The following is a 25,869-nucleotide window of genomic DNA, read 5'->3' as shown; positions in this document are numbered from 1 at the left end:
AATGTCCTCGCTGGCGTTGAAGGTGGCCCCAGAGGTCCAAAACGGGTTTGGCAACGCTGCCGACACAGCTGCTGAAGATGATCGGTGCCGCCGCCGTACTATCCCCGAAAATGCTACGGGCTGGAAATAACCTGAAGGGATACTCCTAAAGAGCTAATCACATATTGTCTTTCCCTAACCATCTATTGTTCTTTCATTTCAGAACTGCATCAGTAATTCTAAAGTTACTAGAGCTAAAGAGGCCGTCTAGGTCCAAATCTTATTTCATATAAGCTTGATTTAAGGTCCGGGGAGTCTGCACATGGCTAGATCAAACACATCCGTGGATGTGGCGGTCATTGGAGCTGGCCCCTACGGCTTGTCGCTGGCCGCGCATTTACGTGCGCGAAATATCGAGCACCGGATTTTCGGGGAGCTCATGGGGTCATGGAAGCACAACATGCCGCCTGGTATGTTGCTCAAGTCCTATCCCTGGGCGTCGAGCCTGTCGGATCCGCGGTCTGAATTCGCACTGAAGACGTTCTGCGCCCAACGCGCCCTGACCTATCATGACGAGCTGCTTCCGCTGTCGCTCAGCCGGTTTATCGAGTACGGCGAAGCCTTCCAGAGGCGTTACGTCCCCATAGTTGAGCGCAAGACATTGATGGCGCTGGAACCCGGCGCTGGCTGCTTTCACGCCACTTTCGATGACGGCGAGATAGTCGATGCGCGCCGCGTGGTAGTGGCGGTCGGCCTCCATCCGTTCAAACGCCTGCCGCACCAGGCCGTGCATCTGCCCGCCGATCTATGCTCGCACAGTGGCGAGTACGGCTCTCTGCAGCAGCTGGACGGCAAGGAAATCATCGTGGTCGGATCCGGATCATCGGCGTCCGATCTGGCGGCGCTGCTCTACGAACGCGGGGTGTCGGTTTCGCTCGTTGTGCGCCGGCCGCAGCTGGATTTTGCCGGCTACCCGCGCCCCCGAGCCCTGTTCGAGCGCATTACCGCCCCGATGAACGGCATCGGCCACGGCTGGACCTTGGCGACCTGCGCCAAATATCCGCGATTGATCCGGCTTCTGCCGAAGGATCTGCGGGTCCGACTCGCCAACATCAGGGCGCTGGGCCCCCTTGGCGGAGCTTTCATGAAGGACCGGGTTATCGGGAAAGTGCCTGTGTGGCTCGGTCGCACCCTTCAGAGCATCGAGACTCGCGACGGCAAGGTGCTACTCGCTTTGACGGACGCCAGTCGCGCGCGCCATTCGATGCGCGCCGACCACGTCATCTTCGCGACCGGGTACAAGATTGATGTGGGCCGGCTAGGTTTCCTGGGTTCAACGCTGTTGCGCCAGATCCGCTTGGTTGAGGGCGCGCCGCAGCTATCGGCCCATTACGAGACCTCGGTGCCTGGCCTGCATTTCATCGGTCCCGCCGCCGCGAACAGCTTCGGCCCGGTGTGTCGATTCGTATACGGGACCTATCACCCGGCGCATCATCTCGCCCGACACTTAGCGGCAGTTCTTGCGCGCTTCCAGCCCGCTCCCCGGGTGCCATCGCTCGACCTGACGGCGCTGTCATGAATGCCCCTGTCTCCAGCATTCTCGCCCGGGTCGGTGCCCTATCGCCGCCTGACCCAATCAATGTCGCGCTGCGGCGATCGCTGACGCTACCCCGAGTCAGCTTCATCATCCCGACGCTCAATGAAGCCGACAACCTTCCTTGGCTTCTGCCGCGCATCCCCAACTGGGCGCATGAGATCATCATCGTGGATGGTCGCTCGACCGACGAGACGGTCGCGGTCGCGCGCCGCTTGCGTGAGGAGGTGAAGATTGTCATGGAGCCCCGCCGGGGCAAGGGTGCTGCACTGCAAGCGGGATTCCTGGCCGCCACAGGCGAAATCATCGTCATGCTGGACGCCGACGGCTCCATGGTGCCGGAGGAGGCGATCGTCTTTGTCAGTGCGCTGATGGCCGGCGCGGATCTCGTCAAGGGTTCACGCTTTATCCAGGGCGCCGGCACCGAGGACATGTCGCTGTTCCGGATGTTCGGCAACAAGGGGCTGACCCTGTTCGTGCGGCTGCTCTATGGCGGTTGGTTCTCCGATCTATGCTACGGATACATAGCCTTCTGGACGAAGCACGTCGCCACGTTGGACTGCGATTGCGATGGGTTCGAGATCGAGACCCTCATCAACGTGCGGGCCTTGAAGAACCACCTCAATATCGTCGAGGTCGCAAGTTTCGAGGCTCCGCGCATCAGCGGTGTGAGCCATCTGCGCGCCGTCCCGGACGGCTGGCGCGTCCTGAAAACTATCCTGCGCGAGAGGGTCCACCAACACCGCAGGCGGAGCGCGAAAGCCTGTGTCGTCGGTGGACAGACCTGATGCGAATTCTGATGGTTGCCGCTCGCTGCTACCCTCTCATAGGTGGCATCGAAACTCACATCCAGGAAGTCGGTCCCCGCTTGGTGGCGTGTGGCCACGCCGTCGACGTGCTCACTACCGATCCCTCGGGGGAGTTGCCGGTTGAGGAGGAGGTGCGCGGCATGCGCGTGCGGCGCGTGCCGGCCTGGCCGAGGGCGCTGGACCTCTATTATGCGCCCGGCATTTATAGCGCGATCCGGCGCGGGGCTTGGGATCTGATCCATTTCCAAGGTTACAACACCTTCGTGGCGCCGATCGGGCTGCTCGCGGCCATCCGCGGAAACCTGCCGTTCATTCTGACCTTCCACAGCGGCGGGCATTCCTCCCGGCTGCGCAAGGCCGTGCGCGGCACCCAGCAAGCGCTGCTCCGGCCGCTGGTGGCCCGGGCCGCGCGGCTGATTGGCGTCTCCGAATTCGAAGCAAGCTTCTTCAGCAGGAGGATGGGCGTGCCGCGGGAACGGTTTGTCGTCATCCCGAACGGCGCCGCGATGCCGGCCGCGAGCCCCGGTACCAAGGTCGATCCGCACTTGATCGTCTCGGGCGGCAGGCTCGAGCGCTATAAGGGCCATCACCGGGCGATTACGGCGTTGCCCGAACTGATCCGCCGGGTGCCAGACGCGCGACTGCACGTCGTCGGAACAGGCCCGTATGAGGGAGAATTGCGGCGCCTCGTAGCGACACTCGGCCTCGAGAGGCGGGTCACTATCGCGAGCATCCCCGGATCGGACCGGCAGAACATGGCTGACCTCCTGGCGAGCGCCGCGCTTTTCGTGCTGTTCAGCGAATACGAAGCCCATCCGATCGCCGTGATGGAAGCCCTGTCGCTGCGCCGTCCGGTCCTTGTCAGCGACACGTCCGGGCTGCGGGAGTTGGCAGCCAAGGGCCTGTGCCGAGCTGTCCCGCGCAACGCCGGTCCGAAAGAACTGGCCGCCGCCATGGCCGAGGAGCTGAGGGCCCATCGGGAAGTGCCGGATTTCGCGCTATCGGACTGGGAGGCCTGCGCTCAAGCGCTGAGCGATGTTTATTGTGGGGTCCTGAGCAGCCGATCCACGGTCCGATTGCCCCCCGGCGGCGTGATGTCGTGGCCTCCTGCGACGGAGGCATGACGCCGATGATGCCCGCTCATTTCACGACAGCAGCCGGGATCAACCCGCTCCGGGCCGGAATCCAATTTGTCTCGCTGGTTATCGGCCCGGACCTTCGCGGGGGCAGCGCCGATGCCCCGCCGCGACTGGCGAACTCCGGATGGATTGCGGCTCTGTGCCTGACGGTCGCTACCGCTCTGCTCCTGGTCGTGGCCGGGCACGGGGCCGGGCGCCGCGGCGATACGGTAGCGCCGCTATTGTTCTGGTCTGGTGTCGTTTTGCTTATCGTGCCGACCAGCCTTCGCATTGCGTGGCCGATGGTCGCCCGGGGTGAGCGCCTCTTCCTCCTGTTCCTGCTTGCCGAGGCCATGTTCTATTACAAGGTCGTCTATTCCCCGACGAGCTTCATCCATCACGACGAGTTCTTGCACTGGGTCGCGGCCGACGATCTCTTGACGGCACGCCGGCTATTTCTGTCCAGCCCGCTTCTGCCGGTCGGGCGAGCCTATCCGGCCCTGGAAATCCTGACGACGGCGATCGTCAATCTGACGGGATTGCCATTGTTTGTGGCGGGGACTCTATTATTGGCCGTCCTCAGGGGCACGTTCATCGGTGCCCTGTTTCTGTTCTTCGAAAGCATCACCGGATCGCCGCGCATCTCGGCCATCGCCTGTCTGACCTATATGGGCTGCTCAACCTTCGTCCAGTTCGAGTCGATGTTCTCCTACGAGAGCCTCGGCATCGTGCTGTGTGTGCTGATCTTCGCAGTCGAAGCAGCGTCCAAGGATCTTGTCGGGCGACCGAGGCTGAAGGCGCTCGGGTTGATTGCCTTGCTGTTGGCGAGCCTCGCGGTCACGCACCACCTCTCGGCCGCCTTCACCGCCATCTATTTCATTGCGCTCGCGGCCCTCGAGGCTTGGCGCCGGCACGGCCCCTTGCGGATTGGGGCCAGGACCGCCGTGAGCCTCACGGCGCTCCTTGCCCTAGCCCTGCCGCTCCTTTGGATACAGGCCCGTGGCAACCCTCTCACAAGCTATCTCGCCCCGGTGGCCGAAACCGGCTTCAAGACGTTGCTCGGAAAGATCCTGGGCGCGCCCACTCCATCGTCGGAGCACCTCGGAGGGCCTACCCAGCCACTCGGCATGCGGCTGACCACCTTAACCGCGATCCTGCTGTTGGCACTCGGGCTGGCGACGGGTTTCTTTCGGTCGCTGGCCATGGCAGCGCCGCGCGACGCGCAAGCGGGCTGGCGTCCGATCCAGGACATTCTCAACCGGCGCTGGCGCGACAGCCGCATCATGCTCCTTACCTTGCTGGCCTTCGCGTTCCCAGTCTCGGTGGCCTTCCGGCTGACCGTCGCTTGGGAAATCGGAAACCGCATGGGAACGTTCGTGTTCCTCGCCGTCGGGCTGGTCGTGGCGGTGAGCATCGTCCACTTCTGGCAGGGCCACGTGCCACGCGGGTGGCGGCTTATCGCACCGGCCCTTGCCCTGGCGGTCATCGTGCTCGGCGGGGTCACGGCCGCGTCGCTCGCACCGATACGTGGACCCTACAGGGTGGCGGCCGACCCGCAATCCGTCGAGACCATGGCGATCGAAACGGCACGCTGGACCAGGCAATGGCTCGGTGCCGGCAATCGCTTCACCGCCGACCGCACCAATCAAATGCTGCTCGCGGGCTACGGGCGCCAGGACGTCAGGATCAAAATCGTCGGAGGCGTGTTTTCCGCGCGCGTGTTCGAGGACGAAAAATTGGGGCCTGACGAATTTTGGGCCCTGGTGAGAAGCGACGTCGATTTCCTGTTGGTGGACCTGCGCCTGTCCACGGCCTCCCCAATGCTCGGCTTCTACTTCGAGCCGTGGGAAGCGCGGAGAAGGCCGCTGTCGCCGGCGGCACTACTCAAGTTCAACAACATCGATGGCGTCACCCGCATTTATGACAACGGCTGGATCATCATCTACGACGTGAGGGGATTGCATGGGAAATCCTAGCAAGCGGGATCTTCTGGCCGCCTGCCTATGGGCGGGAGTTACCGTTGCCGTCGTTGCGCTCAGCGACGACATGCTCCTTCGCATCATCCTGGGCTTGCCCATGGTGCTCCTCGTCTCGGGCCACACGGTGCTGCGAGCCATTGGAATAAGAACCACCTCCGTGTCGGAACACCTCGCCTACGCGGTCGGAGCAAGCCTTGCCGCCGGTATTGCCGGGGGCTTTGCGCTGAACGCCGCAGGCTTCCTGACGCCGCTCGGCTGGGCGGTCTGGTTCTGGGCCGTCACGGCCGGCGCGGCGCTGGTGGCCGCCGGCCGCCGCGACGCGTCCGATCTGCCAAGCTGGCCGTCTCCGGTGCGGGTTCGGTTCTGGCACGGAGCTGTGATCGCGCTGGCGGCGCTGGTGGCGACCGGAGCTTATGCGCTGGCCGTCCGCGACGAAGCGACCTACCGGGAATTCAAGTACACCGAGCTCTGGATGGTGCCACCGGCCAGCGGCGAGCCGGGCAGTCTTACCGTCGGCGTCCGCAGCGCCGAGACCCAGACGCTGCGGTTCGACCTGGAAATCACTCTCGACGGACGGCTGTTCGCCGTCTTCCGCTCGCTCACCATCGCGCCGAGCGATACCTGGACGCGCCGGATCCCGGTGCCCGTCCTGGCCACCCCGCAGAAAGCCGAGGCCCGGCTCTATCGGCCGGAAGATAATCGACTCTATCGGAGCGTTTCGACGCTGGTGCCACGCATCTAAGACGAGGTTCGACCATGCGCATCCTGCTGCTGTCGCAATTCTATCCGCCAGTGATCGGGGGAGAGGAGCGGCACGTCCGCAATCTCGGCGCAGCGCTGGCGCAGCGCGGCCATTGTGTGAGCGTCGGGACCTTGATGCATCCTGGATCGCCCGACACCGAACTGGACGGCGCGGTCCGGGTGCATCGCCTGCGCGGCGCGCTCCAGCGCCTGTCAGGCCTCCACACCGATTCCGAGCGCCGCCACGCGCCGCCTTTCCCGGATCCCGAACTGGTGTTGGGCCTTAAACGGCTGGTCGCAAAGGAGAGGCCGGACATCGTCCACGCCCACAACTGGATCTACGCCTCCTACCTGCCACTCAAAGCCCTCAGTGGCGCCCGCCTCGTGGTTACACTCCACGACTACGGCCTTATCTGCGCCAAGAAGAACTTCATGCACCTGGGTACCTATCTCTGCAGTGGCCCGGCATTGGCGAAATGCCTGCCCTGCGCCGCCGGACACTACGGCGCGGTGAAGGCAACCGCGACCACGTTTGGCAACTGGGCGTCGGGCTTCGCCGCCCGGCGGATGGTGGACCGCTTCATCGCGGTCAGCCACGCAGTGGCGCGTCATAGCGGACTCTCGCGAGGAGGCGCTCCCTACGAGGTCATCCCCAATTTCGTGCCCGACGATGTCGGGGTGCTTGGCCCAGAAGATCCCTGCCTGCGCGAGTTGCCCGCCGACGGATTCATCCTGTTTGTCGGTGACATGATGCGCCTGAAGGGCATCGACGTTCTCCTGAAGGCCTATGCTGGTCTCGAGCGGGCGCCTCCGCTGGTCCTGATCGGGCGCAGGGTCGCCGATACGCCAACCGAGTTTCCGCCGAACGTCCGGGTTTTTAGTACATGGCCGCATTCCGCCATCATGCATGCATGGCGCCGCTCGCTGTTCGGCGTGCTGCCATCGGTCGGGCCGGAAGCCTGCGCGACCGTCATCATGGAAGCGATGGCGTCCGGCAAGACCGTCGTCGCAACCGACGTCGGCGGCATGCCGGATCTCGTCGATCACGGCGAAACCGGGCTTCTGGTGCCGCCGGGTGATGCGCCAGCCTTGGCCGATGCGATGCAAACGCTTCTGGAAGACCGCGCTTGGCTGGCCAGACTGGAGGCGACAAGCCTAGCCCAGGTGGGGCGCCTCAAGGCCGCAGCGGTCGTGACCCGGATCGAGCAGGTCTACCGGGATGTGCTGCGCCCGGCCGCCAAGGGAGCCGCGGTGCCGGCGCACCAGGGTTCGGGAGGGCCATCATGCCGGTAGACCTCGCCCGGACCGCCATCATGCGCGTGCGCCGAGTGCTTCAGAAGAGCGCCACCCTCATTACAAATTCCGGCGCTCTGGCGATCGGCACGATAGCATCGGCCGGTCTTGGGTTTGTCTATTGGTGGCTCGCCGCCCGGACATTTCCGCCGGCGGTGATCGGCAACGCCGCCGCCCTCCTGTCCGTGATGGGCCTCATCGGTCTCTTAGGCGAGGCCGGGCTCGGGACCTTGCTGATCGGCGAAATCGTCCGGCATCCGGGCAAGGAGCGCGGTCTAGTGGCCGCAGCAGTATCCATCGGGGCGATGCTGACGGTCGGCCTGGGCCTGTTGTTTATCTTCGGGGGGGCTAACCTCGTGAACTCGCCCGGGCCGATCAATGGTTGGTTCGAGGGCGTTGCGTTCGTCCTCGGCTGCGGCCTGACCAGTCTCAGCGTGTTGGGCGATCAGGCGTTCGTCGGTGCCCTGCTTAGCAGCGGCAGGATGACCCGGCAGGTGCTGTTCTCGACGTTCAAGCTGATGCTGATCGCCGCCGCCGCGGCCGTCGGCTACGCCTCCACTACCGCGATTCTTCTGACCTGGGTCGCCGCGATCCTGGCGTCCTGGATCGGCGTCGATCTCTTGACCCGCGGCGGTGCGCGTCGCCTCGTTGGCGTCCCCGATTTCCAGCTGCTGCACAAGCACCGACGCAGGGCGTTGGGTCACTACGCGCTGGATGTTGCCTCGCAAGCCCCAACCTTCATCATGCCGTACCTTGTGCTGGTTCTCTTGTCACCGGCCACCACTGCCGCCTTCATGGCGTTGTGGATGCTGGTCTCGATTGCCTCGTTGATTCCTGCTGCCCTGGCCACCGTCCTGTTCCCCGTGGTCAGAGCAAGCTCGGAACAATCCGGGCACGACTTCGTTTTTTCTCTGACGGCGTCACTGCTCTTCTCGCTGGTTTGTGCCGTCTTCATCTTCGCCTATTCGCAGCAGATGCTTGCGATCTTCAATCCGGCCTATCCGGAGATCGCCGGGCCGAGCCTGCGCTTTCTCGGATTCAGCCTGGTGGGATCAACGCTCAAATTCCATGCCAACACACTGGCGCGGCTGCGCGACAGCATGCTCAAGGCATCTCCCTGGTTCGCGCTTGGCGGATTGCTGGAGCTTGGATGCCCGGTCGTAGGGGCGAAGCTTGGAGGGCTCGAGGGCTTGGTCCTGGGCTGGACGCTCGCCGTCAGCATCGAGGGTGCGTGCGTGGCCCTCGTTTGGACGATCGCGACGAAATCGGGTTCTCGCGCAGGCCCTTTGAACAAAGGCGGGGGCCCGTCGCCGCTCCAAATTTGAGGAGACCCCGCTCATCGCGCAAGGTTGTCGACTGCAGGAAGGCGCGTGCCGATCCCGGCCAAATCGTCCTAATCTAATCTAGTGCGATCCGCGTGTCGGAAATCGTCGTTGCCTTCGTTGCGCGCATCACCTTACTGCAACACAGGCGCGCCGGCTTCGAGGCGAGCCGGACCGAAATCACAGTTAGCGCTGGTTCGTCGAGGCGCAGTTCGGCTGGCAAGAAAAGGCAACAAGATTATGCCAAGTAGTAATCGTTAACCAGCGTCTCTACTAATTTTTCACCCTGGAACATTTCCATATAATGCCTATAGCCTGCCTCTCCCATCCTCTTCCAAGCCTCTGGTTGCTTGAGCATGTCCCGGATTGCTTTGGTTAAGCTGTCTACATCATCCGGTGTACATACGACGCCAGCTTCGCCAGCTTCTCCGTCAGACATAAGTCCTACTCGAGTCGTCACGATGGGCAACTTCAATGCCATCGCCTCCATTACTGCTATCGGACCCCCTTCCGATCGAGAGGACTGAACATAGACATCGGCTGCAGTTAAAACCTTCCAGCCTTCGTCCCGAATTCCCGCCCAATGAACATGGTAGGCTATTCCTAAATCCCTTGCCAAAGCCGGCAATTTCGATGTCTCAGAATCTACACCGATTATGATCAAGTGTACATCGGGGCAATCTCCGTGTACCTTCTGAAAAGATTTTAGCAAGATATCTAAGCCTTTGACTGGAGAATCGAAGGCGATACACGCAAGAACTTTCTCCTGGCCAGAAATTCGAAATTCACCCCTGAATTTGTCTCTTAGTTGCGCTGAGTTTACTGGAGTTAAAAACGCGCCGTGAGACAATGTCGACAAATTACTGCTTGTAATGCCAGAATAGCTCATTATATTTCGTATTTCATTCGAAACACATATAACACTATCGTATAGGCTTAGCACGTATTTTCTCATTATGGGACGTGATACGCAATGCTCAGTATCAATTAACCTCTTAACTCTGAGAAATCTAGCAATAATTGCAATTTCGAATAGAAGAGCTGAATTCGCAAAATTTACATGAATAATGTCTGGCTTCGAATTGAAAATAAGTTCAAAAATCTTTAGAGGATTCCATTTCAATGGTACCGTGACAATGTCAACGCCCAGATCCTTTAGATCGTATAAATAGGCGCTGCTTTTAGGCCGGTCCTGATATTGCACAACAGTCTTGTAACCCAATTGGCGGCAGTGGCGGGCCGTCTCAAGAAAAAAATGTTCTCCTCCTCCGTATTTGGTGCTTTGCGAACAGGTTATATACAGAACGGTCTTTTCCATAGTGTTCCTCAATATCTTGAAACAGATTTGGCGCGCTGCTTATCTGCCGCGGCTTGATGATCGCGAAGACCAAGGTTTGGTATATCTGCAGCACGCTTCTGAGGAGTCCGAGCACCGGAATTTAGCGGGAAGACGGCATTTGCACTCACCGCAATCCGCAGGAATTTGGCGGTAGAAGGGCCGAGCGTTCCTTGCCCGGCCGTTATCGGACAAGCGTGCGTTGAAGGCATCCGAGCGCTTTGATCAGCATTCATCAGCTAAGCCGCCAGACCTTTCTCGATCTGAGATGAGCAATAAGTTCTCAGGCGTCCGCGAGGTCGCGATACAATTTCAGAATCTTTGACCAATGCCGCTTGATGGGGCCCCATTGTCCCGTTCGAATTCATCTGACCGCGCTCGTGCCAATGCTCCGAATCCGTCTACGTAAGCGGACATGCTTTGAGACCTAAGCTGCGGAGGAAGTGGTGGTTTCAAGCTTTTCACTCGTCCTCCCGATGGGAGCGCGCAGCGCGCCCTAGTCCTCCTCATCCCTGGTTGGGTCCCAACGGGGTTATCCATGCAGATGAAACCCATCCAGCAATCTCCTTGCCGGGCATCAATTCGGACCCACCCTCTACTACCTCACCACGCGGGAGAGCTCGACATCGTTGGGGTTGGATGCGGCCGGCAAGCTCTCGCTGGTCGGCGACGAGGTCGGGACCGGCGAACCGGCCGGCTTGCTTGGTCCGTTTTCGCCCACGATGATGTTGACGAGGTCACCTGGCTGCAACAGGGTCATCCCGACGGACTCAATGCTGACCGGCCCGGATGCCGATTGCCGCACGATTTGATAGGTTGCGCTGCTCGCGTCCTTGGCAAATTGGACGCGGGTCACCGGCAATGTGTACAGGACGCCTTCGCTGACGTTAAACTCGCGCACATTGGCAGCGATCTGGCTCTCCGTGGTCTCGATCTCGACCTCCAGATCGTTCCTGAGGTCGGCCCGGGTCCGCAACACCTCAGACTCCAGCGAAGCGAGGCGCTGGTTCGCGCTCGCGTATTGGTTGAGGGCGTCCTGCCGACGTTGTTCCGCGTCGGACAACTCACTCTGGATCTGATCCATCACCGCCATGCTGAGCACTTTGCGATCCACGAGCGTGCGCATGCTGTTGACGCGCTCCTGGCGCAGCTTGACGAGTTTGTCGAGCGATTCCGTGCGCCCATAAGCGACAACATCCTGCTTGGCCGCCTCCAGCGCCCGCAGGTTCGCGCGCTCACGATCCTTGTGCGCCGTGGCGACGGCCTTGCGCCGGTCGCTCTGCTCGTTGACGAGGTTAGCCGCTTCGGTCGTGCCGGCCAGTTCAAGCAACTGGCGCGGGATAGTGGGTGCTGTACCGTCGCGCTCGGCCTTCAGCACCGCCGCGCGCGCGAGCAATTTCAACAAGGCATCGATCGCCCCGCTCCGCTTCTGGGTCTCACGCACGGCTTCGATCTTCTGCCACGGCTCGCTTTCGGCCCGTTCGAGTCCGCCGGCCAGCGCGATCGCGTGGAGGATCGTCATGCCGGGCGCGTACTTGAACGAGCCTGGATTCTTGACCGGCCCCAGCACATAAATGGGCGGGCGCTCCAGCGCCAGGATGTTGACCAGCCCCTTGCGGCCCAGCAGTTGATCGAAGGTTTCCACCAGGTCAGCCTCTACCTGTTGCGTTGACCGGTTGGCGACCGGAATGGAGCCAAGCAAGGGCAGGGAAATCGTGCCGTCCTCTTGGACAATATATTCCCCGCTCAGTTCCGGACGTTGCAGGATGCCGTGCAAGGCCGAGGACGCGCCGCCCCACTTGTCTTCCTCGACGTCGACGCGCTCGTAGAATGCGACCTTGAGGCGGTCGCCGATGCCGAACAGGGTTCCGGTTGACGCGTCGGGCGCCTTGCTGAGGTTCTTGAGGCGCTCGGCACTGACGGGGACGGCAGAGACGATGCTCCGCTCGACCAACGCCACGGCCGACGCATCCGGTCCCGTGCTGCGGTTTTTGGGGGGCTCGGCACTAGTGGCGACCGCAGGGACGGCGCTCCGCTCGACCGACGCCACGGCGGACGCATTCGGTCCCGACGCGATCGTGCGGGAGAGTTCGGCCGAGGCTTGAACCGGTTGTTCTTGCCAGCTATCGATGGCAGCAGACACATTCTGCATCACGGTTCCGGAGACATCCTCGACCTTCTGCATCACGGTTCCGGAGACATCCTCGACCTTCTGCACCACGGTTCCGGAGACATCCTCGACCTCCTGCACCACGGTTCCGGAGACATCCTCGACCTCCTGCATCACGGCTGCGGAGGCAGCCTCGACCTCCTGCATCACGGCTGCGGAGGCAGCCTCGACCTTCTGCATCACGGCTCCGGAGACATCCTCCAGCTTCTGCATCACGGGTCCGGAGACATCCTTGACCTGTGCCGCGGCTCTGGACGCAACCTCTAGTGCCCCTAAGTTTTTGACCGCGGCCCCTCCCAGGGCGGCGATCCCGGAAAGCCCGAAGACAAGCAGGACGGCCTTCAATCCCCTATGGTGGGCCGCCTGTGACGAGGGAGTGACGGGCTCGGAATTGAATTCTCTATCCACGGCCATAGCGTGTGGCTTTCTCTTTCTATAGTGGCCATCCCGTCCGACCCGTCCGATCTGGTCGAGCAAGGGTCGACGAGCAAGGCTCTGCCGTATCGTGATCCTTCACCGCCGGCGGCACAACTATCCCTTTGTGGGCACTCCTTTCGGATAAAGCACAATCTGGGGCGAACTCGGCCAACCAGATTGCTGCGCTCCAGGAGAGCTTCCTCGATGGTAACGGGACAAACGCGATCGAACGCAACGGAGAGCCGGAAACGTGGTTTACCGACGCAGCGTCTCGAATCGCCTGCGGCTCAGACATGCATTCGCAGGATGGCTGGGCCGTTTCCCACTATGTTGTCCAGGCCCAGAAGAACGACGCGACGAAGCCGTCAGTCTTGGCAATCCTATCGGGTAATCATAGCGGAACTGGCCGCGTCACTTTCTTTCGTCGGCTCTCACGTCCGGCTCGAATTCCGGCACCTGCCAAAGCACGATCCTAGGCCGTGAACTCATAAACACGTTGCGCGATGGTTGACGAGAGTCTGCTTGGGCTGACCTCCGGAAGTCGGTCTTGGTCGGGCCACTTCCAGAAAGCGCCAAGGGCGGCAATGTATAAAGAGACAGGTGTCTCAATTCCGTTGGTTGTAGAGGAACGGCATATCAGCAGCGAAGTAGTTCCGCCGCGGCCGCTTGGCTGATATGCTTCGCTCATCGCACCGCCCCTCGCTCGCCTCCCTCGCCGGAGTCTGAAACAATGAAATCAGCCAGAATTTGCCTCGCACTCCTAGTGATGCTCGCGCCTTGCGCACTCTCGGGACAGGCGAGAGCGGAGGAGAAGCCATCGCCGGTCGATTCCGCCGACCAGTTCTTCAAGGCCGGGGAGTTTGCTGAGGCCGGCGAACGATACGCCAAAATCACCGCCGACCACCCCGATGACTATTCGGCAACGCTCCAGTTGGGTCGGATCGCGCTGCTTTCCAACCGGCTTGATGATGCCGAGCATTGGCTGAAAAAGGCCATCGACCTCAGGCCCGGCGAGGCCGACACCAAGGTCATGCTCGCCGAGGCCTATTATCGCCGCGACGATTTCGAAAAGGCGGCGGCTGCGCTGAATGGCGTCGACGTGGGTACTAACCAGTTGATCGTCGATCAGTATCCGACACTCAATGTTGCGAAGTTGCAGAGTTTCAAGGGCCAGACACCCTATGAGGTGCAGGGCGACGGGCAAATCATGCGTCTCAAGTTCCTGAGGACAGATCCGCTGCCGTTGGTCAGTATCCGCGTAAACGGGGGCGACGAGGTCACTTTTTTCATCGACACCGGGGGCTCAGAGGTTGCACTCGACACGGACTTCGCCAAGGAGCTTGGCGTCCAACTATTCGGAACGGTGCAAGGCACTTTTTCCGGCGGCCAGACCACCGAGGTTCAGCAAGGGCGGATCGAATCGCTCACGATCGGCGACTGGACGGTGAAGAACCTGCCCGTCGCGGTGCTACCCCTCCGCCAGCTCTCCGAAGGCCTTCAAGCCAAGCGGATCGACGGTATCATCGGCACCACGCTCTTCTACCATTTCCTTGCGACCCTCGATTTTCCGAACGGCGAGCTCGTCCTCCGCCGGAAAAACGCGGCAAACCTCAAGGAATTCATGGCTGCTTCGGGCAAGAGCGTCGCGGTCCCTTTCTGGATTGCAAGCGACCATTTCATGGTGGGCCGGGGGCGCGTGGAGACGCTTCCATCTACGCTTCTCTTCGTCGACACAGGGCTGGCTGGCGCGGGAGTCAAGCTGGCGGCGTCTGTGATCAAGGAAGCCGGGATAAAGCTTGAGGAAGACAAAGCTACTTCAGGGGCGGGCGCTGGCGGGACGCTGAAGACCGTGCCCTACGTCGTGCATCGCCTCTCCTTCGGAGAGGTGCAGGAAGAGAACGTCCCGGGCCTCTACGATGGGCCATTCCCCTGGGAGAACCTTTTTGGCTTCCACCTCGCGGGCATGGTCGGCCACGATTTCTTCATGCCTTATGCAGTAACCTTCGACTTTGAAAATATGAAGATCCTGTTGCAGTAGGGGCTTCGATCCGATGGCTTGAGGGGTGTCCTGTATGGGTCATTTGCGAAGTAGCTGGGCGGCGCGGCCATCGCACGACAACCGCCTCTGTTCGGTCCTGCTTGGTGAATTGCAACCGCGGACGACGTTGCTGGCGGATCGCGGATATGACGCCGACTGGATCAGAGAATTCGCCATCAAGAAAGGCGCATGGGCAAACATTCCTCCGAAGCGGAACCGTCGAGGGCCGATCTGCTTCAACCCTTACCTTTACCGAGCGCGGAACTTGGTCGAGCGGTTCCTTAACAAGATAAAGCAGTGCCGACGTGTCGCAACCCGCTACGACAAGCTCGCCGCCAACTATCTTGCCTTCGTCAAGCTGGCGTCTATCCGTCTATGGCTGCGCGATTATGAGTCCACGCCCTAGGGTTGGGGTTAGCTCTGTTTCGACTGGCCCGAACAGCTTCTTTATCTCACGACGATTGACTTCGGTGCAGATCAACTCCCGAACGGCTTCTGCAAGGGACTGGTGTCCGGCTTTGTCGCGCTTTGTCATGTCGGCCGAGGTTCCCCGCCTGTCGCGCAACTCGCAGAGCAGGGAATGGTTGCATTAGGGATCAGGAATGTTTGGGAACTGGCTCGGGTAACTGGCACATTCGGCCCTAATCAGACGAGCGTAGCACCAACCCCTCCTCCTTGGCAGCCGCCAAGAATGCCTTGCGGCACTCCTCCGTGTCGCCCGGTCCTCGACGGCTTCGATGCACACTTGCACAGCCTTCCTCCACTTCGGCCGAAGCAATATGCGCTCACCCGAATGGGACCCTACGGGCCGTTGCCAGACGGCCAGCAAGGACATGGCCAGTCTTCCTGAAACTTTCATTCCTCAAGGGCTGCCACCATTCATTTGAGCCATCGACGGGCGTGGTCACGAGCAGGGATTTGAGGTAGACTTTGCCGTCTTGAAATCGTGCCGGGTCCTCGGGCTTGCCTTGGGAGATGCGAAATGCGCGGCTTCTTGCTTTTCATTCCGCTACTGCTTGTACACATCCCGATTGTATCTCACGCCGCCGCCATTCACGACGCCGCGAAAGAGGGTGATGTCGCGGCGATTACGGCAGCGCTCGACGCAGGTGCCGGCGTTGATGAGAGCGATGGGCAAGCGACACCACTCTATCTTGCAGTCAGGGGCGGGCATTTTGCGGCGGCAAAAATGCTCATTGAACGCGGTGCCGACGTCAACGCCGCCCCAACACCGGCTTTGGGTCCTGCCCTCATGCCGGCTTTGGCAAAACGCAGGATCGATTTGATCAATCTGTTGCTGGATGGGGGCGCAAATCCAAATTCGAAGCGCAGCCGCGAAAACGCTATCCACATCGCGATGAATCTCGGTTGTTTCGACTGCGTGAAGTCACTCGTCGAGGCCGGCGCGGACGTGAATGCGAAGACAAAGGACGGCAAGACGCCGCTCCATCTGGCAAAATTCAAGAGGCAACGCGAGTCGCTGACTATCTCATATCGCACGGCGTCGTCTTGCCAACACCAGCTCCCATCTCGATGAAGTTGGCTGCTGCCGATGTCGAGAAAGGCCGAACCTACTTCACCAGCGTGTGTGCCGGTTGCCACAATGCCGCGCCACAGGGAGCGATCAAAGCGGGACCCAACCTGTGGAGCGTCGTCGGCCGCGACAAGGCGTCCGTGGCAAAAATGCATTACTCCGACGCTTTGCTCGGCTGGGAAGGCGTGTGGACGTACGAGGATCTGAACAGATATCTCTTCGGGCCCATGCTCACTACTCCGGGCGTTTACATGGAAACGCCTGGTGTCCCGGACGAGACCGAACGGGTCGACCTGATCGCGTACTTGCGCACACTCAGCGACAAGCCGATCCCGCTGCCCTGAATCGATGATCTCTTGGCGCAACTACCTACCGGCCGGCGTCTTATGCCGAGAACGTGCATCGATTGGTCGACGTTTATGAGTACACGCCCTAGCAGCGCACCCAGATATCGGCCGCGGCAGGCAACCCCTCCATTGCCGGCCGGCAGATTTCGCCCACTTTCAAAGCCAAGACGCATCTGCGCTGTTATCGGTGCTGCGTCGCATCGCCTGGCTCAACCAAGCCCTAGCAATCCTCACGGCCTCGCAGTCCTTTGCCACGATGGCTGCCTCCCTGAGCTGCCGAAACCAAGAGCTCGTAGCCTTGACCAAAAGCCCCAGGTTCAAGAATTCGGATACGCCTCGATGATGCTGCCGTACGCCTAAAGACGGTATTTGGGTGTACGGGTTTCCGAGCGTAACATTAAGAAAGAAAAAGAAGCTGTGCGGTTGGCGCGTGGAGCGCCCTAGTCGACGCGTGTATCTCAATCGCGCCGAGCGAGAATGCGATGATGACAAGACAATCTTTCACAACCGTGCTTGTCGAGCCGAGCGAGTTGCTTCGAGAAGGGCTTAGTCGAATCCTGAATGCGGCAAATTTTCGTATTCTTTTCTCCGCTGCGTGTGTTCACGATCTTCTGCAGAAGCCGCTACCCCAGCACCGGGCCATCTTGCTCATCATAGATGTCGGCGATACTGATGCGGATGCTGAATTCGCACAAATTGCAAACTTCAAGGCGATTTACCCGACCAGCCATGTCGTTGCGCTAGCCGATCACTGTCGAACGACCAATATAGTCTCAGCTTTTCGTGCCGGGGCTAACGGGTATCTGACAAAGGTCGCTGCTTACGACACCTTCATCAAAGCTCTCGAATTGGTTATGCTAGGACAAACGGTGTTACCTGCGGAAACTTCGATGGCTATTCAGGATATTAGGCAAGATTTGAAAAATGACGCGGTAGCTGAGTTAACAAATGTGGTAGTTAAAGTGGAGAATGGCGGTAAAGAACTAGTAATTTTGTCAAATCGGGAGAACTGCATTCTACGTCGCTTGATCGAAGGGGAGTCTAACAAAGCCATCGCGCGCGAGATTAACATCGCCGAGGCTACAGTGAAGGTACACGTCAAGGCCATCCTTCGAAAGATTCGGGTCCGCAACCGAACACAGGCTGCAGTTTGGGCGATGAACCATGGTATGCTGAATCCAGCGTCTAGCAACGGCCCGTTGCGGGGCGATACGATCGCACCTCAGCCGTCTCACCGTCCCCATAATCTACTTGAAGCACAAAATAGATACCTCTTGCTCGATAATCATGACCCGATATGACCTGTGATAGATATTGGTTCGGGCTGGTGCATTCACTTGCCAAATCCTCGTCCTCGATCAAGAATGCATAGGGCTCAAATCATTCCCGGCGATGGGCGAAGGAGCGCGGTGGAGACCGCATCCCAGAGGCACATCATGTGGACCCCGCCAGTCTGGCCACGACCCGGCCCTTTTTAGTGAAGCGGCCGTCTTCGATCCGGTTTCCTTACGAGTTTGTCGCCTGTTACCGAACAGGTGGATCGACGAATTAGATCGTCTCAAACTGCTTGAACTCACCGCGTGATCTGATACAAAAGAATATAAAGCTGGCGGAGTTTTTACTACCATTTTGAATTCGAGGGATTCATCAAAATGGGCAAAGCAAAAGCTGTTTCTGGATTGTCATTCAGCGAAGCCCGAATCGGAACGGTCGAAGGCGGAGAATCCGGGGTCCTGGTGTGGAAACGCGACCAACTGGTGGCGGTCCTTACCCAAATCGACGAGGAAGCCTACTCCACGAAAGGCAAATGGTTCCTCGAAACGGGGTTCGGGCTGCTGAGCGGGCAGCACAAGAATTTCGACACGATTGAGGAGGCGATGCGATGGGTAGGAAGGAACACTTTCCCTGAGCCTGCGTAGATCGCAGATTAATCCGCCGATTCCGCCCGTCCACTTTCACAATATATAATTGATCAGGCAATCAGTCGAATACGGCCGCGGGATTTGTCCAAAGTGGGCAGGTGCTATACTTGGCTCACTCTTCAGCCAGAGTTCCTTCCGCGAGAAGATCGTTGACCTTGTAGGCGACTTCCGTGCGGTTGGTCGCCTTTAGCTTCTTCATGATATTCCGGATGTGGACCTTCACCGTGCTTTCGCGCAAATTCAGTTCGTAGGCGATGATCTTGTTCGCCTTGCCGCGCCGGAGCGCTTGCGCAACCTCGGCCTGCCTGAGCGTGAACATGCCTGCCAAAGGCTGCTTGTCCCGGCTGCCCGAACCTATCAAGTGCCGCATAGAAAGGAGCCTGCTCGCCGGCACGAAGATGCCTCCCGCTGCCGCAAGGTTGATAGCCTCGACACAGACATCGATGCCAACAGAGGTCGGAATGTAGCCGCGTGCACCGCATTCGAGAGCGGTCAGTATCTGGGCAAGGTCTTCGGTGTCGGCTAGGACGACCACAGGGACCGAGTTGAACTCGGACGAAATATGCCTGATCTCGTCCGCGATGCCATGATCGGTGACCTTCCGGCTGCCAAGATTGAAGAGTATGGCTGCAAGGGGAGGGGCCGAGCTCTTTCTCACGCGCCATTCCTCTACGGAACCCAAGGCGGCGACATCCATGCCGAGTTCGTGGTCCACGAGAGCGGATGCGAGACACTCGCGGTCTAGAGCCCTTCCGTCCAGGATGAGGAGGCATTCCCTGCCTGTCTGCCCGTGGGCGATTTCCGTTCCGCCGGACGGGACTCCGGACCGATTGGCCGATGTGTAATTGTGCAGTCCTGCTGTGGAACCCATATCAATACCCGCTCTTTCCCACACAAGCCGCCTTGCGCCGGCCCGATGTGGTTTCCGCATTCTCCAGCATTGAACGTTTGGTACTGCGCGTTGTGAAAGGTCGAGACTCGATTACCCAATTTGCGTCGTTTTCAGTTCCTCGCCCTCCAGCGAGATCCAGCTTGGGTAAGTCTAGGGTTTATTTATAAGCAGTCTCTAACATAGGTTGCTTTTTTTGTAATTTTCAGGGAACCGACGCTAAGTTGGACCCAAAGGGCTGCAATCTGCCTGAATCCCGCATGCATGGGACCACGTAGCCATCTTCAGCCCAGCAGGCACCCGAACGTGGATCAGCTGGGGCCTCCGGCGATTCAGCGGTAGACCAGAACTCCTGAAGGTGTTGACACGGTGCTGATAGCCGTGGCGCAACACTTAAGTGTCAAACGGCTTCCGAGACTGACCCCGATTGGAGTGCGCCCCTGAGGGTGGACAGATCGGGATGTGAAGATTGACCAGCCCTCCGGGTTTTTCGGAGAGAGAACCCATGGCAAAGCACCGCAGTCACAGCATCGAGTTCAAACGCCGGGTCGCGCAGCAGTTCATCGCCGGCGAGACGCTGCACGGCTTGGCTAAGCATCACGATGTCTCGCAAATATGAGCAAGGCCCGTTCGACGATGATGCGCAGGCCGCCGACCTGGTCCAGGAATCCGAAGCCCGGATCGCAGCGCTCGAACGGTTGGTCGGTAAGCAGGCTCTGGAACTGGAGTCTCTAAGCGGCTCTGAGAAACGCACCGCGGCCGAGAAGCGAGACTACATCCGTCATCACCGGCCCCGCTGCATCAGCGTTGCCACGATGGCTTTAGCCAAGCGGCTCGCATCACCGCAATGATCATCTCTGAGTTGGCAATGCATCCTAAAATAGATGTCTACGCTGCGTCCCTACCCCGATATGGCCAGCCAGAAGGGGCTGCGCGGGGCTGGGCCATAGCCGGTTTTCCGATCCTTGGCTCGAACCGGGGCGTGGCTGACGGAACTCTTAGTTTAGATAAGGCTTATGTACAAATGTCGCTCCATTGGTTTTCACCGTCGATTCCCGTAAAGACCGGCCGTCCCGGCGTCATCTACCAATGCAGCAACGTCGAAGGGGCCGCTGAGCAGCTCCTGAAGTGGAGCAAGCGCGGCCCTAAGTGGCATAGCGCGGTGCAACTCTGCATGGATGCAATGATCGATCAGGTGAAGCCCGATGTGGTTCGCAGAGCGTTCCTTGAGGCCGCCAAAGAGGAGGGAAAGCTACTGCCGCCGTAGCTCTTGTCTCCGAAGGAAGCTCATTCCATATCAGGCACGTCGCGGCTGACGAACAATGTCGTCGGCTCGCCGTATTCGCCTAATGCAGGGTTAGCATCGCGCGACCACGGCAATGACGCCAGTGTGTTTCGCCGCCAAGCCTCTCGCAGCCCATACCGCCCGGTCCTCGGTCTGGGAGGCTACGGCCTGTGAATCGGCGTGCAAAATCGGCGTCGAATTTTGCACGCCGATTCACAAGTGTTGCCGTCGGGTCATGATGATCTCCCTTCGCACACTTTGCTTTGCTCGGCACGAACTGGGTTGCGTTCCGCTCAGCTCAACTTTCGACCGACTCGAGCCGGATACGGCCGTCGTCGAGACGTACCAAGCCCGCCAGGTGTCCCGGGCACGATCAGCCCTCAGAACATATCGTCTGGAACTGTTCCGGCGAAGGCGAAATCAGCGGAAAGTCTTGATGGCCCATGCGCTGACGTTCGAAGAGAGATATAGCCGCTACCTGAGATACTCGCTGTCGAATCCGGCTGTTTCGACCAGCTTCTTGCGATTGATCACCTCTACATGGCCTGACTTGAAAGAGACGAGATCGGCCTTGCGGAGCTCCCTTAATGTTCGGTTGACGTGAACGGTGGTCATTCCAAGGATGTCGGCCAGTTCATGCTGGGCAAGAGGACACTCATATCTTCCATGCGCCGACAGCCCAACCCTGGAGAGCCTCTCCTCCAACTCGAGCAGGAAGTGGGCGGTACGCCTCATCGCGTTCCGCCGCCCGGTATTCATGAGATGTTCGGCAAGGATGGCGTTCAGGCGCGCCAGGGAGCAGGCGATCTTCTTCCCGATTCGGCCTTCCGACAGGATGGCCTCGACCAGTTCCTTACTGGAAATTTCATAAACAGCTAGTTCGGTTATGGACGCCAGCGACGCAAGACGGGGTCCGTCCAAGCCACGGAAACCGACGACATCCCCTTTGAGGGGAGTGTCTATGATCTGCCGCTCTCCGTCCGGCAGTGCCTGATAAAGTATGCCCCAGCCCGATTTTACAATGAATATCTCACTGTTGTCGTCCTCCTGCCGGCATATCACCGAATGGGGTTTATAGATTTTTGCGGTAACACCGAGAAAATTGTTGTTCCCCCACTCATTCTTCGACAACGTCCCCCCTATGGGATGAGAGCACATGAACTGCAATAGTGTCTGCATGGAGAATCGCAAGTTTGCTTCTGTTTCCACACGACTGACAATAGTATCTCCCGGATAAATCGACAGAACGACCTCTTACCCTAGGGGCGGGTTGGCCTACTGTCCTCGTCTGTTTGAATGAGGTAAACTGCGTTTAACTTAGGGTGTACAAGGGCGGTTAAGTCTCCGGGTTAAGGTCCGGCAACAGGCTCCGAACCGCCAATCACCTTGCCGCGCAGTAGTGCGGCTTGGTTGTGGGATCGGGGGATCGGCGAACGCATGCACATGGTCGAGATGAGCGAAACTTACCTGGATCGTCTGCCGGCCGAACTGTCAGGGGGTCAGAAGCAGCCATCGCCCGGGCGTTGGCCGCCGATCCGGAACTCATCATCTGCGACGAAATCACGTCCGCGCTCGACCAGATTGTGCAAGAGGAAATCCTCAAGCTCTTAATGCGGCTTCAGCGCGAACTCGGCATGAGCTGCATTTTCATCACCCATGACATTGCCACCGTGCGGGCGATCGCCGACGAAATTGGGGTGCACCAAGGTAAAGTCGTTGAGCGGGCATTAAAGAGCGAAATTCTCACGCCGCCGCACGGCCCCTATACCGAGCGGCTTTTATCCTCCGTCCCGGAAATGGATCCGAACTGGCTCACAAGGCTGCTGGCCAGCCGGAGGATGTGATCGTCGGGCGGAGCGTTGCGTGTCTTCCATATCGCCACGCCTTACAGCCTCGCGGTCGGCCTTCGGAACAATGCCAGAAATTTTGATGGTTCTCGCCCACGAAAAAGCCATCACGGCAGCAGGGACGAAATTGCGCTTTTGCGCATATTGATCTCTATCAGCAGCGATACCCAGCGCGCTCCTGCATCGGCTCGACGGCCGCAACCACCAGCTCAATGACGACTTGGCCGAGGTTGCCGCCGGTGTCCGCGCTTTGCTATAAAATCCCCCTATGTCACGAGAATGAGTATCAATCCGCCGCGCGAGTTGATGTCCTGGCGTCGTTCCGGGCACCCGTGCGCCAAATTCGGTCAGACGCCAGGCGCCGAAACGGGCGGGTCCACAGGCAAAGAGGGCAGGGCACTCGGCAAAGCTGCGCTCTATGGCAAACGGATAGCGGGCATTGCCCTTCAATGCGGGGATAGCGCCCCTTTGCCGCCGTTCGGTTTTCTGAGAGCATGACTGAGTACGCGCAATCCGGAGCCGATATTCCATGCCAACAAGAATCGATGCGAGTGAAGCGCGCCGGTGGTTTGCCGAAGATCTGCGTGTCTCATCACCTGTCTTGCACAACCCTGCGGTCATCGAGGCCTTCGCAAAGGTTCCGCGCGAACACTACCTTGGCAACGGGCCTTGGCGTATCCATTCGAGATTGCAAATCGGGGCGGTCCATACCAGCCCTTCAGCCGCACTTCATGAGATTTACCACGACGTTCTGGTCTTGCTTGACGAAAAACGCGGACTGAACAGCGGCTTGCCGTCGCTTTGGGCATTGGTTTTCGACCATCTGAACATCACTCCCGGCCAGACTGTCCTTCAGGTGGGCGCCGGTGTCGGCTATTTCACCGCCATCCTCGCTGAACTGACGGGTTCTGAAGGACGCGTGATTGCATATGAGATCGACGAAGAACTGGCTCGGCGTGCGCAAAGCAATCTTGCTCATTATGCCCATGTAGAAGTGATATCAGGTGATGCAACGCAGGCAGTTGATCTGCCAAACCTCGATGTCGTGGTCGCCTTTGCCGGCGTGACGCACGTGCCGGAACGGTGGCTTTCAAATTTGTCCGACGCTGGCCGGATGGCACTGCCGTTCACAGGTGAGGACCGACGAGGTTTCATGATGCTTCTGGAAAGGGTCGGCGATACGTTTCCCGTACGGTCACTTGTGCCATGCGGGTTTTACCCCTGCAGCGGAGCTAGGCGCAGTGACGAAGAAAAGGCCTTGATGGCCGCCCTCAAGGCTGCCCGAGGCAAGGTCACCCGTCTCGCGCAATATCATCGAGGCCGACCAGCAAATGGCCTCGAGAACGCTTGGCTGGTGACCGACACATACTGGATTTCGAAAGCCTAGCGATCGATATCAATCACGCGTGTCGCCGTCGTAGGGTGTGGCACGCATTGAAGGGCGTTCCACGAAGGATCTATACCATCGTGTCAGTCGTGGCCTTCCCTGCAAGAAGTCGGGCAGTCCCCGGAATTCCAGCCAGCTTAGACAAGTGGCGAGCGCGATGTGGCCGACATGGAGCGGTGCGTCGAATTCGACCTCGCGTTCCACGAAGTTATAGGATTCGATGAGCTTCATCGTCATGCCTGCGCCCAAGGCAGGATAACGCAGATGTTCAGGGCGGCGCTCGTTTTCCCAGCGGATGGAAATGCCTGCGTCGCACATGCCGCCGGCGAGCGCCTGGAGGCGCAAGGCGGACCATTTTGCTCGCCCTGTTTCGGGGATGAGCCGAGGACTGCTTTCGAGATTGTCGAGATAGCTGCAGATTACGCTCGAATCGAAGATCGCATAGCCGTCGTCGAGAACGAGAGCGGGCACCTTGCCAAGCGGATTGATCGCAAACACATCATCGTTGCGATTGGTGGGGCTCGTCTCCTGATGAATAACGCGCAGACGTCCGGCAAGCCCGACCTCGTGGGCAAAGACCAGAACCTTGCGCGCGTAAGGGGAGTGGGTCTGGTAGATGAGTTTCATGGACCCGGTCTGCGGTGAGTCTGGAACGTGGGCATCTCGAGCAGTCCGGTCTGGAACGTGGGCATCTCCAGCAGTCCGCGGCCCAGCCGCTCTTTTGTTCAATGGTCCGGGGTCGGGTGCCATCGTCATGCGTCCTTCTCTAGTTCGGCCTCGGTCACGATGATTAGCACCCGGCTCGATCCATCGAGCGCAAGCTCCTGCGACAGGCCGGAAGCCGCGACGGCTGTGGCGAGACCGGCGAGGCCGGCGGCACCCGACGGGGTTGTGCCTGGACCGTTTGCCTCGCGAATCCGGTTCTTCGCGTCGGCAAGCGCCGCTTCGGAGACGGTTATGACCCGAGCCTTGCCTCGGCGGAGCACGTCGAGCGCCGATGCGGCCGCTTCGCCACAAGCGAGCATGTCCGCCGACGTTTTGAGATCGCCGGATATCCTCACGGACCATGCTTGCGACAGCGCGGCCGCGACGCAGGCTGCTGCCTCTGGCTCTACCACGACGATCATGGCTGGAGGCATCAACCAGTCCTGCAGCCCTGCCGTCAGGGCGGCGGCAAGTCCACCGACACCGGCCTGCACGAAAAGGTGGGTTGGCCTCAGATGGCCGATCTCGTCGACCTGGCGACGAATTTCCGCAGCAAGCACGCCATAGCCAGCGACGACATCAGCGACCGCTGAGTCATCCGGGTCGCTCGAGGTGTCGGCCACCAGAATGCCTTCTCCGGCGCGGGCTGCCGCAGAGGCCCGATCGACGGCATCGTCGTAGGTGCCGTCGACCCACACGATTTCGGCGCCTTGGGACTCGATACGCCGCACCCGCGCTGCAGGAACGCCCGTGTGGAGGTATATTCTTGCCCTCCCGCCGGCAAACTTCGCCGCCGCCGCGACGGCAAGTCCGTGATTGCCGGCGCTGGCCGTGATGAGCGGCGGCAGCGGCTTCTGGGTCCGCTCTGGATCGAGCAATTCGTCGATATTCATCCCGGTAGTGCGAGCGAGAGCGCACAGACCGGCATAAGTGCCGCCGAGGGACTTGAAGCTGCCCAGGGCACGGTGGCCCTCGTTCTTGGCAAGCACCTGGGTCACATCCAGGCTCGCAGCGAGGTTTGGCAGGTCGAGCAGCGGTGTCGGTGCATAAAATGGCGACAGGCGCTGTAACAGCGCCGCGATCTGATCAGGGTTAAGGGCCGGCTGTGTGTCTGTGGTCATGAGGCGAATTTCTATCCCGGAAACCACGCCGGTTGG

General features: G+C 59.9%; 22 protein-coding genes and 1 pseudogene. 17 read left to right on the top strand and 6 right to left on the bottom strand.

Features of this window, described 5'->3' with window-relative positions; translation table 11 throughout:
- The first annotated feature begins 301 nt into the window (after positions 1–301).
- The 7 genes from NKH63_RS24330 to NKH63_RS24300 are packed head-to-tail and all read left to right on the top strand — an operon-like array spanning position 302 to position 8,838.
- A complete protein-coding gene (locus NKH63_RS24330; RefSeq protein WP_352918956.1) occupies positions 302–1,558 on the top strand; it encodes an NAD(P)-binding domain-containing protein in 1,257 nt (418 codons plus the stop codon).
- Entirely contained in the window at positions 1,555–2,361 is an 807-nt protein-coding gene (locus NKH63_RS24325; protein WP_352918954.1) for a glycosyltransferase family 2 protein, read from the top strand. The genes NKH63_RS24330 and NKH63_RS24325 overlap by 4 nt, the downstream gene beginning before the upstream one ends.
- Complete coding sequence (locus tag NKH63_RS24320; protein WP_352918952.1) at positions 2,361–3,506, top strand: glycosyltransferase family 4 protein; 1,146 nt, start codon at positions 2,361–2,363, stop codon at positions 3,504–3,506. The genes NKH63_RS24325 and NKH63_RS24320 overlap by 1 nt, the downstream gene beginning before the upstream one ends.
- Positions 3,503–5,476, top strand: a complete 1,974-nt coding sequence (locus NKH63_RS24315; protein WP_352918951.1) for a putative glycosyltransferase family protein — start codon at positions 3,503–3,505, stop codon at positions 5,474–5,476. The genes NKH63_RS24320 and NKH63_RS24315 overlap by 4 nt, the downstream gene beginning before the upstream one ends.
- Complete coding sequence (locus NKH63_RS24310; protein ID WP_352918949.1) at positions 5,463–6,221, top strand: hypothetical protein; 759 nt, start codon at positions 5,463–5,465, stop codon at positions 6,219–6,221. Before NKH63_RS24315 ends, NKH63_RS24310 begins: the two co-directional genes overlap by 14 nt.
- 14 nt (positions 6,222–6,235) lie before the next feature.
- Positions 6,236–7,513, top strand: coding sequence for a glycosyltransferase family 4 protein (locus tag NKH63_RS24305; RefSeq protein WP_352918947.1), 1,278 nt, complete (start codon positions 6,236–6,238; stop codon positions 7,511–7,513).
- Positions 7,504–8,838: an MATE family efflux transporter gene (locus NKH63_RS24300; protein WP_352918945.1), complete on the top strand. Its 1,335-nt coding sequence runs from the start codon at positions 7,504–7,506 to the stop codon at positions 8,836–8,838. Before NKH63_RS24305 ends, NKH63_RS24300 begins: the two co-directional genes overlap by 10 nt.
- A 235-nt stretch (positions 8,839–9,073) precedes the next feature.
- Here NKH63_RS24300 and NKH63_RS24295 read toward each other — a convergent pair whose 3' ends face one another.
- Positions 9,074–10,153, bottom strand: a complete 1,080-nt coding sequence (locus NKH63_RS24295) for a glycosyltransferase family 4 protein (protein ID WP_352918943.1) — start codon at positions 10,151–10,153, stop codon at positions 9,074–9,076.
- A 616-nt stretch (positions 10,154–10,769) separates the two neighbouring features.
- Positions 10,770–12,686 (bottom strand): polysaccharide biosynthesis/export family protein, encoded by a 1,917-nt coding sequence (locus NKH63_RS24290; RefSeq protein ID WP_352918941.1) that lies wholly within the window; start codon positions 12,684–12,686, stop codon positions 10,770–10,772.
- Between the two features lie 802 nt (positions 12,687–13,488).
- On the opposite strand from NKH63_RS24290, the gene NKH63_RS24285 reads away from it, so the two are divergent.
- The 6 genes and pseudogenes from NKH63_RS24285 (at position 13,489) to NKH63_RS24260 (ending at position 18,596) form a co-directional block, all read left to right on the top strand.
- Positions 13,489–14,796: an aspartyl protease family protein gene (locus NKH63_RS24285; protein WP_352918939.1), complete on the top strand. Its 1,308-nt coding sequence runs from the start codon at positions 13,489–13,491 to the stop codon at positions 14,794–14,796.
- Positions 14,797–14,869: 73 nt separating this feature from the next.
- Positions 14,870–15,202 (top strand): annotated as a pseudogene (locus tag NKH63_RS24280) (transposase); the annotation flags it as partial.
- A 576-nt stretch (positions 15,203–15,778) separates the two neighbouring features.
- Complete coding sequence (locus NKH63_RS24275) at positions 15,779–16,333, top strand: ankyrin repeat domain-containing protein (RefSeq protein WP_352918937.1); 555 nt, start codon at positions 15,779–15,781, stop codon at positions 16,331–16,333.
- A complete protein-coding gene (locus tag NKH63_RS24270; protein ID WP_352918935.1) occupies positions 16,330–16,674 on the top strand; it encodes a c-type cytochrome in 345 nt (114 codons plus the stop codon). Before NKH63_RS24275 ends, NKH63_RS24270 begins: the two co-directional genes overlap by 4 nt.
- Positions 16,675–17,159: 485 nt before the next feature.
- A complete protein-coding gene (locus NKH63_RS24265) occupies positions 17,160–17,978 on the top strand; it encodes a LuxR C-terminal-related transcriptional regulator (RefSeq protein ID WP_352918934.1) in 819 nt (272 codons plus the stop codon).
- Positions 17,979–18,329: 351 nt separating this feature from the next.
- Entirely contained in the window at positions 18,330–18,596 is a 267-nt protein-coding gene (locus NKH63_RS24260) for a hypothetical protein (protein ID WP_352918932.1), read from the top strand.
- Positions 18,597–18,711: 115 nt separating this feature from the next.
- Here NKH63_RS24260 and NKH63_RS24255 read toward each other — a convergent pair whose 3' ends face one another.
- Positions 18,712–19,470, bottom strand: a complete 759-nt coding sequence (locus NKH63_RS24255) for a LuxR C-terminal-related transcriptional regulator (protein ID WP_352918930.1) — start codon at positions 19,468–19,470, stop codon at positions 18,712–18,714.
- Positions 19,471–20,090: 620 nt separating this feature from the next.
- Here NKH63_RS24255 and NKH63_RS24250 point away from each other — a divergent pair.
- Both NKH63_RS24250 and NKH63_RS24245 read left to right on the top strand, forming a co-directional pair.
- Positions 20,091–20,339: a hypothetical protein gene (locus tag NKH63_RS24250; RefSeq protein WP_352918928.1), complete on the top strand. Its 249-nt coding sequence runs from the start codon at positions 20,091–20,093 to the stop codon at positions 20,337–20,339.
- Positions 20,336–20,755 (top strand): DUF982 domain-containing protein, encoded by a 420-nt coding sequence (locus NKH63_RS24245; protein WP_352918926.1) that lies wholly within the window; start codon positions 20,336–20,338, stop codon positions 20,753–20,755. The genes NKH63_RS24250 and NKH63_RS24245 overlap by 4 nt, the downstream gene beginning before the upstream one ends.
- 492 nt (positions 20,756–21,247) lie before the next feature.
- Here the strand turns inward: NKH63_RS24245 and NKH63_RS24240 are convergent, their stop codons facing one another.
- Complete coding sequence (locus tag NKH63_RS24240) at positions 21,248–21,904, bottom strand: Crp/Fnr family transcriptional regulator (RefSeq protein ID WP_352918924.1); 657 nt, start codon at positions 21,902–21,904, stop codon at positions 21,248–21,250.
- 392 nt (positions 21,905–22,296) lie between these two features.
- On the opposite strand from NKH63_RS24240, the gene NKH63_RS24235 reads away from it, so the two are divergent.
- Positions 22,297–22,617 carry an ABC transporter ATP-binding protein gene (locus NKH63_RS24235; RefSeq protein WP_023718503.1) on the top strand — a complete coding sequence of 107 codons (321 nt, stop codon included), beginning with the start codon at positions 22,297–22,299 and terminating at the stop codon, positions 22,615–22,617.
- A 532-nt stretch (positions 22,618–23,149) separates the two neighbouring features.
- Positions 23,150–24,007 (top strand): protein-L-isoaspartate O-methyltransferase family protein, encoded by an 858-nt coding sequence (locus NKH63_RS24230; RefSeq protein WP_352850193.1) that lies wholly within the window; start codon positions 23,150–23,152, stop codon positions 24,005–24,007.
- 9 nt (positions 24,008–24,016) lie between these two features.
- On the opposite strand, the gene NKH63_RS24225 is transcribed toward NKH63_RS24230, so the two are convergent.
- Positions 24,017–24,634: a glutathione S-transferase family protein gene (locus NKH63_RS24225; RefSeq protein WP_352918922.1), complete on the bottom strand. Its 618-nt coding sequence runs from the start codon at positions 24,632–24,634 to the stop codon at positions 24,017–24,019.
- A 125-nt stretch (positions 24,635–24,759) separates the two neighbouring features.
- Complete coding sequence (locus NKH63_RS24220) at positions 24,760–25,833, bottom strand: pyridoxal-phosphate dependent enzyme (protein ID WP_352918920.1); 1,074 nt, start codon at positions 25,831–25,833, stop codon at positions 24,760–24,762.
- Positions 25,834–25,869: the final 36 nt, after the last annotated feature.

Source organism: Mesorhizobium sp. M0960 (genome assembly GCF_040319055.1).
In the GTDB taxonomy this organism is placed as follows: Bacteria; Pseudomonadota; Alphaproteobacteria; order Rhizobiales; family Rhizobiaceae; genus Mesorhizobium.
This window is presented reverse-complemented; position numbering and strand designations above follow the sequence as displayed.